General features: G+C 73.2%; 10 protein-coding genes. 1 reads left to right on the forward strand and 9 read right to left on the reverse strand.

Features of this window, described 5'->3' with window-relative positions:
* Positions 1–7: 7 nt before the first annotated feature.
* Entirely contained in the window at positions 8–871 is an 864-nt protein-coding gene (locus Q5694_RS28900; RefSeq protein ID WP_333936368.1) for an Fpg/Nei family DNA glycosylase, read from the reverse strand.
* A 22-nt stretch (positions 872–893) separates the two neighbouring features.
* On the reverse strand, positions 894–2,984 hold the full coding sequence (locus tag Q5694_RS28905; RefSeq protein WP_333936369.1) for a SpoIIE family protein phosphatase: 2,091 nt from the start codon (positions 2,982–2,984) through the stop codon (positions 894–896).
* Between the two features lie 247 nt (positions 2,985–3,231).
* Between Q5694_RS28905 and Q5694_RS28910 the strand changes: the two genes are divergently transcribed.
* Positions 3,232–4,653, forward strand: a complete 1,422-nt coding sequence (locus Q5694_RS28910; protein ID WP_333936370.1) for a lipase maturation factor family protein — start codon at positions 3,232–3,234, stop codon at positions 4,651–4,653.
* 19 nt (positions 4,654–4,672) lie between these two features.
* Here the strand turns inward: Q5694_RS28910 and Q5694_RS28915 are convergent, their stop codons facing one another.
* From Q5694_RS28915 to Q5694_RS28945, 7 genes are all read right to left on the reverse strand, one after another.
* The gene (locus Q5694_RS28915) at positions 4,673–5,671 is read right to left on the reverse strand and encodes an aldo/keto reductase (RefSeq protein ID WP_333936371.1); all 999 of its coding nucleotides are present in this window, start codon (positions 5,669–5,671) and stop codon (positions 4,673–4,675) included.
* Between the two features lie 228 nt (positions 5,672–5,899).
* Positions 5,900–6,373 (reverse strand): carboxymuconolactone decarboxylase family protein, encoded by a 474-nt coding sequence (locus Q5694_RS28920; RefSeq protein ID WP_333936372.1) that lies wholly within the window; start codon positions 6,371–6,373, stop codon positions 5,900–5,902.
* A gap of 98 nt (positions 6,374–6,471) precedes the next feature.
* Positions 6,472–9,486: an alpha-mannosidase gene (locus tag Q5694_RS28925; RefSeq protein WP_333936373.1), complete on the reverse strand. Its 3,015-nt coding sequence runs from the start codon at positions 9,484–9,486 to the stop codon at positions 6,472–6,474.
* A 24-nt stretch (positions 9,487–9,510) separates the two neighbouring features.
* A complete protein-coding gene (locus Q5694_RS28930; RefSeq protein ID WP_333936375.1) occupies positions 9,511–11,517 on the reverse strand; it encodes an endo-beta-N-acetylglucosaminidase in 2,007 nt (668 codons plus the stop codon).
* Positions 11,514–12,761, reverse strand: a complete 1,248-nt coding sequence (locus Q5694_RS28935; protein WP_333936376.1) for a glycoside hydrolase 5 family protein — start codon at positions 12,759–12,761, stop codon at positions 11,514–11,516. Before Q5694_RS28935 ends, Q5694_RS28930 begins: the two co-directional genes overlap by 4 nt.
* A gap of 27 nt (positions 12,762–12,788) precedes the next feature.
* Positions 12,789–13,697: a carbohydrate ABC transporter permease gene (locus Q5694_RS28940; RefSeq protein ID WP_333936377.1), complete on the reverse strand. Its 909-nt coding sequence runs from the start codon at positions 13,695–13,697 to the stop codon at positions 12,789–12,791.
* Complete coding sequence (locus Q5694_RS28945) at positions 13,694–14,587, reverse strand: carbohydrate ABC transporter permease (RefSeq protein WP_333936379.1); 894 nt, start codon at positions 14,585–14,587, stop codon at positions 13,694–13,696. The genes Q5694_RS28940 and Q5694_RS28945 overlap by 4 nt, the downstream gene beginning before the upstream one ends.
* Between the last annotated feature and the right edge of the window lie 5 nt (positions 14,588–14,592).

A 14,592-nucleotide genomic window follows, 5' to 3' on the forward strand; every position in this document is an offset into this window, starting at 1 on the left:
CGCCGGGTCACTTCAGCAGCCGCGACATCCTGCGGTCCGCCAGCGGCTTCCCGCCGGTCTGGCAGGTCGGGCAGTACTGCAGCGAGGAGTCGCTGAAGGACACCTCACGGACGGTGTCGCCGCACACCGGGCACGCCTGGCCGGTACGGCCGTGGACGCGCAGGCCGCTCTTCTTCTCGGCCTTCAGCCGGCCCGCCGCCACGCCCCGGGAGCGCTCGACCGCCTCGGTGAGCGTCTCGCGCAGGGCCGCGTACAGCCGGTCGGTCTCCTCCCCGGTCAGGGACGCCGCGAGCTTGAACGGGGACATCCTCGCCGCGTGCAGGATCTCGTCGCTGTAGGCGTTGCCCACCCCGGCGATCAGGCCCTGGTCGCGCAGCGCGCCCTTGAGCTGCCGTCGCTCACCGGCCAGGAGCCGCGCCAGCCGGTCCCGGTCGAAGTCGTCCGCCAGGGGGTCGGGACCCAGCCGGGCCACGCCGGGCACCTCCTGCGGGTCGGCCACGACGTACACGGCCAGCCGCTTCTGCGTGCCGGCCTCGGTCAGGTCGAACCCGGCGCCCGTCTCCAGTGCCACGCGCAGCGCGAGGGGGCCCTTGCCGGGGCGGGGCGGGCCGTCGGGGAGGCGGTCCTTCCAGTGCAGCCAGCCCGCGCGGGCCAGGTGCGTCACCAGGTGCGGTCCGTCCGCGGTCGCCAGGTCGAGGAACTTGCCGTACCGGCGCACGGCGGCGACTGCGCGGCCCTCCAGAGCGGACAGGGGCGGTTCGTACGTCTTCAGGACGCTGATCGCGACGGGCAGCACGCGCACGATCTCGCGGCCGACGAGGTGCTCGGTCAGGAAGTCCTTGAGCGCCTCGACCTCGGGAAGTTCCGGCATGGCTCCAGGGTGCCACGCGCGCTCAGTCGCGGCCGGGCACCACGAACTCGCACCACACGGCCTTGCCTCCGCCCCGGGCCTCCACGCCCCACACGTCGGTGAGCAGCTCGACCAGCAGCAGGCCGCGCCCGGAGACGCCCGAGTCACCCGCCTCGCGGCGGCGCGGCAGGGCGCTGGAGGAGTCCTCGACCTCCACGCGCAGGCGGCGCTCGGTTCCGGTGAGGACCCGCAGGGTGACGGTCGCGGAGCCCTCGGTGTGCATCAGGGCGTTGGTGATGAGCTCGTCGGCGGCCAGCTCGATCTCGTCGGCCCGGTCACGGGCTCCCCACGCGGCGACCGCGGTGCGGATCATGTGCCGGGCCTCGGTCAGGGCCGCCGGGTCGCCGGGGGCCACGTGGCGCTGGATCCGCCGGCCGGACCGGTGTCCCTCGGGGCCGCGCCGGCGCAGCAGGAGCAGCGCCACGTCGTCGTCGCCGCCGCGTTCGTCGGCGACCTCGATGAGCCGATCGGCCAGGTCCCGTACGTCGTCGGGCCCCGTCTCGACGAGGGCGGTGAGGGTGCGCATGCCGTCGTCGAGGTCGGCGCCGGGCTGCTCCACGAGGCCGTCGGTGCACAGCAGCAGCGTGTCGCCGGCGTCCAGCTCGACGGTGCCCACCGGGTACTCGAGGCGGCCGAACTCGGCGGACAGGCCGAGCGGGAGCCCGCCGGGGACGGTGATCCGGCGGCAGGCTCCGCCGGTGTGGCGCACCAGCGGGTCGATGTGGCCGGCCCGCACGATCTGCAGCACGCCCGTGGTCAGGTCGGCCTCGGCGTACAGGCAGGTGGCCGAGCGGTCGGTGTCCAGTTCGTGCAGGAAGACCGAGGCGCGGGCCATGACCGTGGCCGGGGGGTGCCCCTCGGCCGCGTAGGCGCGCAGCACGATGCGCAGCTGGCCCATGACGGCGGCGGCGTGCGTGTCGTGGCCCTGGACGTCGCCGATGACGGCGCCGACCCTTCCGCCGGGCAGCGGGATCAGGTCGTACCAGTCCCCGCCGATGTCCCGGCCGACGGAACCGCCGAGGGTGGCGGCCCGGTAGCGGACGGCGACGTCGGCACCGGGCACGCTGGGGATGGTCCGGGGCAGCATCGCCTGCTGCAGACCCTGGGCGAGGTCCATCTCCTGCTCGTAGAACATGGCCCGCTGCAGGCTCTGGGCGATGCTGCTGCCGAGGGCGACGAGGACGTTGCGCTCCTCGGGGCCGAAGCCGCGCCGGTCGCTGTAGAGCAGGCCCATGGCGCCGATGGGCCGGGCCTGGACGATGAGGGGGAGGTAGGCGGCCGAGGTGATGTTCAGGCCGGTGATGTGCGGCCAGAGAATCGGATAGCGCTCGGCGAACTCCTCCGGCGACTCGATGAACCGCGGTCGGAGGGTCCGTACGGCCTCGCTCATCGGGTAGGGGTCGTCGATGCGGGTGATGCGGGTGCCGGGTACGGAGCTCTCCGCGGGGCCCTCGGCGATCAGCCGGATCCGGCCGGCCTCGACCAGGCCCATGACGAGGCTGGTGGCACCCAGGTGGATGAGGCCGTGGGTGTCCGTGAGCACGTCGATGACGTCCTGGACGGTGCGGGCGTGGGCGAGCGCGGCCGTGGCGATCTCGACGACGCTGGTCTGCTGGCGGCGGGCCTCGTCCCGGGCGGCCTGTTCGCGGCGGGCGTCGATCTCGCCGAGCTCCTGGGTGGCGTCGCGGATGATGCCGATGATGCGGCGGGGCCGTCCGGTCCCGTCGCGGCGGATGTAGCCCTGGGTGTGGGTCCAGCGCAGGGTGCCGTCGCGGCGGCGCAGGCGGAAGTAGGCGCCGTAGTTCTCGCTGCCGTCCTTGAGTGCGTGGGACACGACCGTGTCCAGGCGCAGGGCCTCGCCGGGCGGGACGCGTGAGGACAGGGTCGCGGGGTCGCCGTCGTACTCGTCGGGGCGCACGTCGAAGACTTCGTGGGCCTGGGCGTCCATCTGCATCGATCCGGTGTCCAGATCCCAGTCGAAGCTGCCCATCCGGTTGAGCGCGAGGATCGGATCCGGGTGGGCCGGCCAGTCGTCCGGGAGGGACAGGGCGGCGCTCGCTCCCCGATCAGCCATGCGCCCACCTTGCCAGGATTCGACCGATTCTTCGACCGGATGGGGCGAACGCGTCCACCGGACGGGGCGCATACGGATGCCGCCGGCCCGGGCACGCCCCCGGCCGCGGGAGGCGTGCCCGGGGCGCCCCGGTCGCGGGCCGGGCCGGTAGGCGGCGTTCGCCGGGCGGGCGGCGGGGTAGCCGCCTAGTGTTCTTCACTGAGCGTGACGGCGGGGCCGGGCGCGGCACCGGGAGGAGCGCACGGGCGTGGACTGGTTCACCGCATCCGACTACTGGCTGACCCGTCTGGTCTTCCAGCGGGCACTGGCCGCCGTGTACCTGGTGGCGTTCCTGACGGCGGCGCTGCAGTTCCGGGCGCTGATCGGGCGGCGGGGCATGCTGCCGGTGCCGCGGTTCGTGTCGCGGGTGCCGTTCAGGCGGGCGCCCAGCCTGTTCCAGCTGCACTACTCGGACCGCTTCTTCGCCCTGTGCGCCTGGGCGGGCTGCGCGGTGTCGGTGGGCCTGCTGGCCGGGCTGGACTCCCTGCTGCCGTTGTGGGGCGGCATGCTGCTGTGGCTGGTGCCGTGGGTGCTGTACCTGTCGATCGTGAACGTGGGTCAGACCTGGTACGGGTTCGGCTGGGAGTCGCTGCTGCTGGAAGTGGGCTTCCTCGCCGTGTTCCTGGGCAACGACGAGGTGGCGCCGCCGCTCGTGGTGCTGTTCCTGCTGCGCTGGATCCTGTTCCGGGTGGAGTTCGGCGCCGGGCTGATCAAGATGCGCGGCGACGAGTGCTGGCGCAGGCTCACCTGCCTGGAGCACCACCACGAGACCCAGCCGATGCCCGGCCCGCTGAGCTGGTTCTTCCACCGTCTGCCCCGGCCGCTGCACAAGGCGGAGGCCGCCGCGAACCACGTCACCCAACTGGTGGTTCCGTTCCTGCTGTTCACCCCGCAGCCGGTCGCCACGGCCGCCGCGGCCCTGATGATCGTCACCCAGCTGTGGCTGGTGCTGTCGGGGAACTTCTCCTGGCTGAACTGGATCACGATCGTGCTGGCGCTGTCGGCGGTGCGCTTCCCGGCCGACCCGCCCGCCGTGCCGGACCCCCCGTTGTGGTTCGCCGTCGTGGTGCTGACCGTGTGCGCCGTACTGCTGGCCCTGAGCGTGCGGCCGGTGCGCAACATGCTGTCCCGGCGGCAGGTGATGAACCGCTCCTTCGACCCGCTCCACCTCGTCAACACCTACGGGGCGTTCGGCAGCGTGAGCCGGGTGCGCCACGAGGTGGTGCTGGAGGGCACCGCGGACGACGTGCCGCGGCCGGACTCCGGCTGGCGGGAGTACGAGTTCCGCGGCAAGCCGGGTGATCCTCGGCGCTGGCCGCGGCAGTTCGCGCCCTACCATCTGCGCCTGGACTGGCTGATGTGGTTCGCGGCCCTGTCCCCCGCCTACGCCGAGCCGTGGTTCGGGACGTTCGTGGAGCGGCTGCTGGAGGGCGACCGGGACACCCTGCGGCTGCTGCGCCGCTCCCCGTTCCCGCCCGGCGAACCCCCGCGGTACGTGCGGGCCCGGCTGTTCCGCTACCGCTTCACGACGTGGCGCGAGCTGCGGGAGACGGGCGCGTGCTGGGAGCGCACGTACGTGCGGGAGTTCCTGCCTCCGACGCGGCTGGCGAAGCCGGTGCGACGGCCGTAGACCCGCCGCGGGGAGCCGGTCAGGACGGTTGCCGCGGTGTGTCCTCGCCCGGTACGGGGGCCTCGGCGGGCAGGAGGCCCTCGGTGCGCAGGTCCTGCCAGAACGCCTGCGGCACCCGGGCGGCGAACTGGTGGGCGCAGTCGCGCACTTCGTGCGCCGAGCGGGCTCCGACGAGGACGGTGGCGACCGCCGGGTGCGCGGCGCAGAAGGCCAGGGCGGCGGCGCGCAGCGTGGTGCCGTGCCGGTCGGCGAGCAGCTTCAGCCGCAGCGCCCGCCGCACCAGCTCCGAGGGCGCGACGGTGTAGTCGTACCTCGCGCCCGGCTCGGGTTTGGCCAGCAGGCCGGAGTTGAAGGCGCCGCCGATGACGACGGACCTGCCGCGCGCGTGGGCCGTGGGCAGCAGGTCGCCGAGCGCGCTCTGGTCGAGGAGGGTGTAGCGGCCGGCGCACAGGACCACGTCGACGTCGGTGTCGCGGACGAAGCGGGTGAGCATCTCCGCCTGGTTCATCCCGGCGCCGATCGCCCGGACCACCCCCTGCGAGCGGAGTTCCTCCAGCGCCGGGTACCCCTCGCGGAACGCCCACTCGGCGTGCTCGTCCGGGTCGTGGAGGTAGACGACGTCGACGCGGTCGAGGCCGAGGCGTTCGAGGCTGGACTCCAGGGTGCGGCGTATCCCGTCGGCGCTGAAGTCCCACACCCGGCGGTGGGTGGCGGGCACGGCGAACCCGCCCGCGAGGTCGTCCCCGGAGCCGTCCGCGGGTTCCAGGCGGCGGCCCACCTTGGTGGAGATCGTGTACTGGTCGCGGGGCCGTGTGCGCAGGGCGGCGCCGAGGCGCCGCTCGGACAGGCCCAGGCCGTAGTGCGGGGCGGTGTCGAAGTAGCGGATGCCCCGCTGCCAGGCGGCTTCCACGGCCTCGTGCGCCTCGGCGTCACCCACCTCGGCGTACAGGTTGCCGATGGCGGCGGCGCCGAAGGACAGGGCGCTGACCTCGACGCCGCTGCCGCCGAGCCGGTTCACCGGGCCACCGGGCGAGTCCGCAGGTCCTGTGTGCTCCACCGCAGGCCCGCACGGCCCTCGTAGTCGCTCATCCGCTGTGCTCCTTCCTCGTACCGCTGCCGGTCGGCCGGGGTCGGCGGCCCGGAGGCCCCGTGCCACGGGTGCCCGGTAGTGACCTTCCCGGATCACCACCGGGCCGGGGAAGTGCCGTGCGGATGATCGGCGTGCCCGACGCCGGTCCGGCCCCCGCTAGGTGAACTGTCCCGGCCGGTAGTCACCCGCCGGCTGCCGGAGGATGACGTTCAGCCGGTTCGCGGTGTTCATGAAGGCGATCAGGGTGACCAGCGCGACGAGCTGCTCCTCGTCGTAGTGCTCGGTGGCCCGCTGCCACACCTCGTCCGGGACGCCGCCCGCGCCGTCCGCGATGCGGGTGCCCTGCTCGGCCAGTTCCAGCGCGGCGCGTTCGGCCTCGGTGAACACCGTGGCCTCCCGCCAGCCGGCGACCAGGTGGAGCCGTACGGCGGACTCGCCCGCCGCGGCGGCCTCCTTGGTGTGCATGTCGATGCAGACCGCGCATCCGTTGATCTGGCTCACCCTCAGCGAGACCAGTTCCCGTGCGGCGGCCGGCAGCGGTGACTCCACGACCAGCCGCCCCACGGAGGTGAACTGCTTGACGAGCCTGCCCCCGCCCGGGGTGGCGAAGACGTCCAGACGTGCGCTCATGCCGAGCTCCTTCGTCGTTGTCCTGTCTACGCCCTCATGAGCCGGCGGCTCACCCCCGATGTGACACGCACGGATGTGACCTGTGTCTCCTGTCGTCGTCAGGCGCGCCGCAGCCGCAGCGTCACCAGCTCGAACGGGCGCAGCCGCAGGGCGATCCGGCCGCCGTCGGCCCGCGGTGCGGGAGCTTCGGCCAGCGGGCGTTCCAGCAGGTCCGTCACCGCGACGTCCGCCACCTCGAAGCCGGCGGTGAGCGTGGCGCGCGCCCGGCCGCCGAACGCCTCGTGGAAGCGGACGACCACGTCGCCGCTGCCGTCGTCGGCCAGCTTGACGGCCGTGACCACCACGGCGTCCTGGTCGCACGTCACCAGCGGCGCCACCTCACGGGCACCCGTCAGCGGCCGTTCCGGCAGGTTGATCCGCCAGCCCTCGCGGACCGCGTCACCGATGCCGGCGCCGGGCACCAGTGCGTGCCGGAAGCGGTGCACGCCCTGGTCGGTCTCGGGGTCGGGGAAGCGCGGGGCGCGCAGCAGGGAGACGCGCACGGTGGTGGTCGTGCCGCCGTCGCCGTCGGTGCGGACCGTGCGCGTCACGTCGTGGCCGTACGTGGAGTCGTTGACGACCGCGACGCCCCAGCCGGGTTCCTCCAGGTGGACGAAGCGGTGGTTGCACGCCTCGAACTTGGCCGCCTCCCAGGAGGTGTTGGTGTGGGTGGGCCGGTGGAAGTGCCCGAACTGGGTCTCGGACGCGTACCGTTCGGCGTGCACGTCGAGCGGGAAGGCGAGCTTGAGGAACTTCTCCGTCTCGTGCCAGTCGACCTCCGTGTCGACGACCAGCCGCCGCTCCCCCGGTGCCAGGGAGAGCAGCTGGGTGACGCGGGAGGCGCCGAAGGACCGGACGACCCGCACGCCGTCGTCGCCGGGGGTGACCTCGTCGGTGTCGGTCAGGTCGGTGACGGTGTTGCGGTAGAACTCGTCGACGTCCCAGGCGTCCCACATGTTCGGGAAGTCGGGGTGCAGCTGGAGCAGGTTCGCGGCCCGGCCGGGGGCGACGGTCTCCCGGTCGGCCTCGATGTCGTACACGGACACGACGAGACCGCGGGCGTCGATCTCCACCCGGAGCAGGCCGTTGTCCAGGACGTGTCCGCCGCCGGGCCGGTCGGTGCGGGCCGTGCGGGCCGGCTCGTCCGGGGTGCGCGCACCGCCGGCCGGGACTCCCGCCCTCGCGTGCGGGGCGGCGTTGAAGACGAGCGGGGTCCGCCCCTCACCGGCGAGGGTCCGCTGGGCGGCGTCGATGATGCGGTTCAGTTCCTCGGCGACCCGCTCGTAGGTCCGGCGGGCCTCGCGGTGCACCCAGGCGATGGACGAGCCGGGCAGGATGTCGTGGAACTGGTGCAGCAGCACCGTCTTCCAGATGCGGTCCAGGTCCTCGTACGGGTAGGGGAACCCGGTGCGCACGGCCGCCGTGGCGGCCCACAGCTCGGCCTCCCTGAGCAGGTGCTCGCTGCGGCGGTTGCCCTGCTTGGTCCTGGCCTGGCTGGTGAGGGTGGCACGGTGCAGCTCCAGGTACAGCTCACCGACCCAGACGGGCGGTTCGGGGTACTCGGCCGCGGCCTTCTCGAAGAAGGCCCGCGGCGTCTCCCACGTCACCGTCGCCGACCCCTCCAGGTCGCGCAGCCGGGCCGCCTTGGCGACCATCTCGCGGGTGGTGCCGCCGCCTCCGTCTCCCCAGCCGGTGGGGGCCAGGGAGTGCCGGGCGACGCCCTTGTCCTTGAAGTTGCGGGCCGCGTGGGCGATCTCGCTGCCCTTCATGGAGCAGTTGTAGGTGTCGACGGGCGGGAAGTGGGTGAAGATGCGGGTGCCGTCGATGCCCTCCCACTGGAAGGTGTGGTGGGGGAACTTGTTCGTCTGTGACCAGGAGATCTTCTGGGTCAGCAGGTACTGGGAACCGGCGGCCTTGATGATCTGCGGCAGGCCGGCGGCGAAGCCGAAGGTGTCGGGCAGCCACGCCTCGTCGTTCTCGATGCCGAACTCGTCGAGGAAGAACCGCTTGCCGTGCACGAACTGCCGGGCCATCGCCTCCGAGCCGGGCATGTTGGTGTCCGACTCCACCCACATGCCGCCGGCCGGCACGAACCGCCCGTCGGCCACGGCCTTCTTCACCCGGGCCCACACCTCGGGCCGGTGGTCGCGCACCCACGCCCACTGCTGGGCCTGCGACATGGCGAAGACGAACTCCGGCTCGTCGTCGAGCAGCGCGGTCATGTTGGAGGTGGTGCGGGCCACCTTGCGCACGGTCTCGCGCAGCGGCCACAGCCACGCCGAGTCGATGTGGGCGTGCCCGACGGCGCTGATGCGGTGGGCGGAGGGGGCGGCGGGCGTGGCGAGGACATCGGCCAGGCGTGAACGGGTCGCTGGGGCGGTCGCGTTGACGTCCTGCAGGTCGAGGGCGTCGAGCGCCTTGTCGACCGCCCGGAGGATCTCCCAGCGGCGAGCCGACTCCACCGGCAGCTCGGCCATCAGCTCGCCCAGCACCTCCAGATCGATCACCAGCTGCCACACCGTCTCGTCGAGGACGGCGAGGTCCATGCGGGCGAGGGTGTACTGCGGCTCGCTGCCCGCGGTCTCCTTGTCGCCGAGCCGGGTGGGCAGGAAGGGGTGGTAGTCGAGGATGACGGGGTTGGACGCGGCCTCGATGTGCAGGCGCACCTGCTCGCCGCCCTCGGCGGGCGCGGCGACGCGCACCCACTGGTTGCGCGGGTTGAGGCCCTTCACCGGGGTGCCGTCGGGCCGGTAGACCAGGCCCTCGCACTGGAAGCCGGGCATGTTCTCGTCGAAGCCGAGGTCGAGGATCGCCTCGACGGTCCGGCCGGCCCAGGCCTCGGGCACGGTGCCGGTCACCCGGAACCAGCTGGTGCCCCAGGGAGCACCCCAGCGGGCGCCCACCTCGATCGGCTCGGGCTCGGCCGCGAGGCCCTCGGCGACCGGGACGGGCTCGCCCGGGGCCTGCCAGACGGCCACCTGGAGCGGCACGGACTCGGGGTACACGGCGGGGCGGACGCGCTCGTCGAGGACGCGCTTGAGGCGGGCTTCGACCAGGCTGCGGTCGTCATGCATGCGGGGTGCTCCCTCGGGGGGTGGTTACCAGGGGTGGGTCAGGGTCGCGGGTGCCGACGAGGTGTAGAGCTCCCCCACGGCCCGCAGTTCGAACCGTGCGGCCCGCTCGCCCTGTTCGGGTTTCTGCCCGGCGACGAAGAACGCCCGCTGGCAGGTGCCGCCGAGGAAGCGGCGGGTGCCGTCGGGGAGCCGGCGGTGCAGGGTGTAGTGGCGCACGGCGCCGCGGGCCGGGTTCCACAGCAGGCGCAGGTTCCCGCCGGAGGCGGCACCGGCCCGCAGGCCCGTGGGGGCGGCGGGGGTCGCCCGGGAGGCGGTGCGCACGGCGAGTGCGCCGAGCCGCCACCGCACCGGTCCGCCGGGGCCCGCGGGGGTGAGCCGGACGCCGAGCACCCGGGCGGTCCCGGTGAGACCGGTGAGCCGCACGGCCGAGGTGTGCCAGTCGCCCGAGGCCGGCACGGGGACGTACCGGTACGGCGGTGTCGCCCCGGGGGTGTGCGGCTCGCCGGTGGCGACGGCGAGTTCGACGCCGACCCGGCCGGAGTCCGTGCGGTGGGTCAGTTCGACGATCGTGCCGGGGGTGAGGCGCAGCCGGGTGGCGTACAGGTCGAGGACGGCCGGTTCGGTCAGTTCGCCGTCGACGAGGAGGCTGCTGCCGCCGCGCCAGGCGTCCTCGAAGTCGAAGGACACGGCCGGGCGGTTGCCGCCGGTGTGCACGACCCAGCGCCGGGAGGGCAGCCGGTCCTGCAGTCCCAGGTGGTTCCAGGGGGTGTCGGACGTGATGCGGCCGTCCTCGTACCAGCGCAGTCCGTGACCGGTGTTGAAGGAGGTGGCGAACGGCACCGAGGTGACGGTCGAGCGGTCGGCGACGGTCACGGCGGGGGCCCGCCAGGTGTCCGTGCCGTCGGGGCGCGAGGGGTCGAGGGAGCGGCCGGTCCAGAAGCGGTCGTCGGCGGCGTGGAAGGAGGCCGGGTCCCGCCGGTCGGCGGGCAGGTGGTTGCGGGTCCACTCGGGCCGGTAGAGGCCGACCGAGGCGACGTGCGCCCGGTCCTGCGGGACGATCGCGTCCCACCGCACGGAGGTGTTCCAGCCGCCCGCCTCGACGTCGACGCCCGCCCGCAACGCGTAGCGGCTGCGGCCCAGTCGCTCGGCGCGGCTCGCCGAGGAGACCAGGCTGCCCGGGGTCCAGCGGAAGTCGACGAACATGTCGTCGCAGCTGCGGAAGAACGGCTCGTTCTGGTCGTTGAGAGCGCCCTGCCAGCTGACCGAGCCGTTCACGGTCATCGCGTCGTACCAGGTGACGCGCTGTCCGCTGGCCGCCGCGAGGGACTTCAGCTCCCGGACGAAGCTCAGCATGTCCGCGCCGAGGGCGGCGTCCCCTCCCCCCGTCTCGGCGTTGACGAACCAGCCGTCGAACCCGTGGGCGTCCGCGACCGCGACCAGTTGCGCGGCGAGCGGGTGCCGGCCGGCGGCGTCCTTCTGCACGAGGTCCCGGGTCCAGCGCAGTTGCCCGCCGTAGGCGACGGGCGGCAGGAAGACGTTGCCGAGGACGGGCACGCCGTGCCGGTGGGCCGCGTCCACGACGGGCGCGTTGGGCGCGAGGATCAGTCCCTCGCCCGAGGAGCCGCCCCAGAAGACCAGCTCGTCGATGTAGGCCCAGTGGGTGAGGGCGTAGTGGTCGGCGGTGGCCGAGCCCTGGGAGGGGTTGCCCGCCGTGGGACCGAAGGAGACCAGGGACTGGATGCGAGCCTGGCCGGCGCGGGCGGTGGGGTTGGCGGGGGCCGGGGTGAAGCGGCGGGCCAGGGGGACGGACGCGGCGTTGAAGGGGAGGTCGGGGTCGGCCTCGGCGCGCCAGGACTTCAGGCTGCGCCAGGTGATGCCGGGGCCGGGCGTGCCCTCGGGGAGGGAGTCCGGGTACCAGTAGGACGCGTACGGCTGTGTCGCCGCCGCCCTCGGGGCCGCCGTGGCGGGCGGGGCGGGGAACAGGGCGGCCGCGGCGCCGGCGAGCAGCACGGTGCGTCTGGTGGGGGTCACGGGCGGGTGTCTCCTTCGAGGACCTGGTCGGTGGTGACGGTCTCGGCGATGCCGCGTGCGGACAGGTGCTTCCGGTCGGTGGTCCGGGTGTCGAGGACGGTGGTGGGGCGGGCCCCGTCGGCGACCAGCCGGAAGAAGGCCTCGAAGACGGGCCCGCCGGGGGCGCACAGCGAACGGGCGGACGGGTCGGCGGGCACCACGAGGGCGGTGGTGCGGGCCGCCGGTGCGGACGGTCGCGAGCGCGCGGCCCGCTCCAGCACCAGGGCCGTGTCCTTGGGCTTGCGGTCGTTGGTCAGCAGGCCCAGTCCGTACTCCAGGTCGGGGAAGTCGGCGAGGCCGCGGGAGACGTCGTGGGAGCACCACCAGGTGACGCCCCACAGGTCCGGGCAGTCCAGGGCGTTCGCGACGGTGGCCTCGGTGAAGGCGGCGGCGTGCTCGGGCGGGACCAGGGGCGCGGGGGCGCCGACCTCCTGCAGCCAGACCGGCCTGCGGGGGTCGTCCGCCCAGGCCTTGCTCAGCTCGACCAGATAGGCGGCGTGGTGCTCGCTCGGCACGGAGGTGCGGCCGTAGCGCTGGGCGGTGCCGTTGAAGACCCAGGAGTGCACGGCGGTGACGGCGCCGTGCCGGGCGGCCTGACCCGGGGTGAAGGGCTGGTCGTCCTGGTACCAGGTCGCGTCGTACTCGGCGTGCAGGTGCAGCCGGCCCGGGGCGCCCTCCTCGCACGCGGCGAGCATCCGGGTGAGCCAGGTGTCGATCTCGCCGGGTGTGGCCCGGTCGGGGTCGGGGTGGGGCCCGGCGGAGAACTGGTTGACCTCGTTGCCGAGGGTCATGCCGATGAAGTTGGGCCGGTCGGCGAGGGCGGCGGCGAGGGTGCGCAGCAGGGTCGCCTGGCCGTCGAGCACGTCGGGGTCGGTGAACAGGTTGCGGCGGTGCCAGGTCCGGGTCCAGGCGGGCAGGAAGTCGAAGCTGCTCAAGTGCCCCTGCAGGCCGTCGACGTTGACGTCGAGGCCGCGTTCGGCGGCAGCGTCGGTGAGAGCGACGAGCTGCTCCACGGCCCGGGGCCGGATCAGGGTGCGGTTGGGCTGGAAGTACGGCCACAGCGGGAAGACGCGGATGTGGTCGAGGCCGAGCGCGGCGATCGAGTCGAGGTCGGCGCGCACGGAGTCGAGGTCGAAGTCGAGCCAGTGGTGGAACCACCCTTCGCTGGGCGTGTAGTTGACGCCGAAGCGCACGGCAGGAGGCATGCGGGTCCTTGTGACGGAGGTACGGGATCAGCCCTTGACGGCGCCCTCGCCGACGCCGCGGAAGAAGTACCGCTGGAGGCAGGCGAAGAGGGCGATCAGCGGCGCGACGGCGATGATCGTGCCCGCGGCGACGAGGCGTTCGTCGTTGGCGAAGGTGCCGTGCAGGTAGTTGAGGCCGATCGTGAGGGTGAACTTGGAGGGGTCGCTCAGCACGATGAGCGGCCACAGGAAGTCGTCCCAAGCGCCCATGAAGGCGAAGATCGCGACGACGGCGAGGGTGCCCTTGACCGACGGCAGGGCGATGCGCAGGAAGCGCTGCCAGACGTTGGCGCCGTCCACGAAGGCCGCTTCCTCGACCTCGTAGGGCAGGTTGAGGAAGGCGTTGCGCATCAGCAGGACGTTCATGGCGCCGATGCAGCCGGGCAGGACCACGCCGACGAGGGTGTTGTTGAGGCCGAGTTCCCGCATGGTGGTGAACTGGGCGATGATGATGCCCTCGACGGGGACGAGCATCGCCAGGACGAAGGCCAGGGTGGCGGCGCGGCGGCCGCGGTAGCGCAGCCGGGCCAGGGCGTAGCCGGCGAGGGCCGAGCCGGCGCAGTTGGTGACGACGTTGGCGGTGGCGACCTTCAGCGAGTTGAGGGCGTAGTCCCACACGGGGATGGTGTCGGCGACGCGCTCGTAGTTGTGCAGGGTCGGATCGCCCGGCAGGAACGCCGGCGGTGAGCTGTAGATGTCCTCGGTGGGGCCCTTGAGGGACGTGGACAGCTGCCACAGGAACGGGCCGATGGTCAGGGCCAGGACGGCCAGCAGCAGCACGTAGCGCAGGGCGAGTTCCCACACCCGCACGCGGCGGCCGTGTTCGTCGGTGATCCGCGGCTCGCGGGCCGCGGCGGGCGCCTCGGGCTCGACGGGTGCCTTCTCCAGGACGCTCACGCGTCCTCCTTCCGGTCGGCGCGCAGCACGAGCAGCATCAGGGCGACGGTCACGGCGAAGACGACGACGGAGATCGCGGAGGCGTAGCCGACCCGGCCGCTCAGTCCGGTGCCGGTGCGCTGCACGAGCATGACCAGGGTGGTGTCCTCCCCGGCCGGGCCGCCGCTCGGACCGGCCAGCAGGTACACCTCGGAGAACACCTTGAACGCGGCGACCGAGGAGAGCGCGCCGACCAGCACCATGGTCGAGCGGACGGCGGGGACGGTGACGGTGAGGAAGCGGCGCACCGCGCCCGCCCCGTCCACCGCGGCGGCCTCGTGCAGTTCGCGCGGCACGTTCCCCAGCGCGGCCAGATAGATGATCATGTAGTAGCCGAGGCCCTTCCACACCGTGACGGCCATGGCGCTCAGCAGGAGCAGCCACTGGTCGCTGAGGAAGGCGACCTGGCCCGCGCCGGCCGCCTCCAGCACCGCGTTGACCAGTCCGCGGTCGTCGAGGAGCCACACCCAGATCAGGCCGACCACGACGATCGAGGCGACGACCGGGGTGTAGAACGCGGACCGGAAGAAGGTGATGCCGGGGATGTTCTTCTGCACGAGCAGTGCGAGCAGCAGCGGCAGCACGACCAGCAGCGGCACGACCCCGACGACGTAGAGGGTGCTGTTGCGCAGGCCGATCCAGAACATGTCGTCGTGCAGCAGCTCGCGGAAGTTGGCGAGCCCCACGAACTTCCCGGGGATCAGGGTGCGGCGGTCGGTGAGGGAGTTGACCAGGGTGGAGAGGAACGGCCAGAGCACGAACGCGCCGGTGACGAGCAGACCGGGTGCGGCGAACAGCCAGGGGCTGGACGGCAGTTGGCGCCGCACCCGGGAGATGCCGGAGGAAGCCATGGTGG

This window comes from Streptomyces sp. AHA2, assembly GCF_036857595.1.
Lineage (GTDB): Bacteria > Actinomycetota > Actinomycetes > Streptomycetales > Streptomycetaceae > Streptomyces.

Coding starts and splice junctions, on each gene's coding strand:
- Q5694_RS28900 (WP_333936368.1), bottom strand. CDS start 871: ATGCCGGAACTTCCCGAGGTCGAGGCGCTCAAGGACTTCCTGACCGAG.
- Q5694_RS28905 (WP_333936369.1), bottom strand. CDS start 2,984: ATGGCTGATCGGGGAGCGAGCGCCGCCCTGTCCCTCCCGGACGACTGG.
- Q5694_RS28920 (WP_333936372.1), bottom strand. CDS start 6,373: ATGAGCGCACGTCTGGACGTCTTCGCCACCCCGGGCGGGGGCAGGCTC.
- Q5694_RS28925 (WP_333936373.1), bottom strand. CDS start 9,486: ATGCATGACGACCGCAGCCTGGTCGAAGCCCGCCTCAAGCGCGTCCTC.
- Q5694_RS28935 (WP_333936376.1), bottom strand. CDS start 12,761: ATGCCTCCTGCCGTGCGCTTCGGCGTCAACTACACGCCCAGCGAAGGG.
- Q5694_RS28945 (WP_333936379.1), bottom strand. CDS start 14,587: ATGGCTTCCTCCGGCATCTCCCGGGTGCGGCGCCAACTGCCGTCCAGC.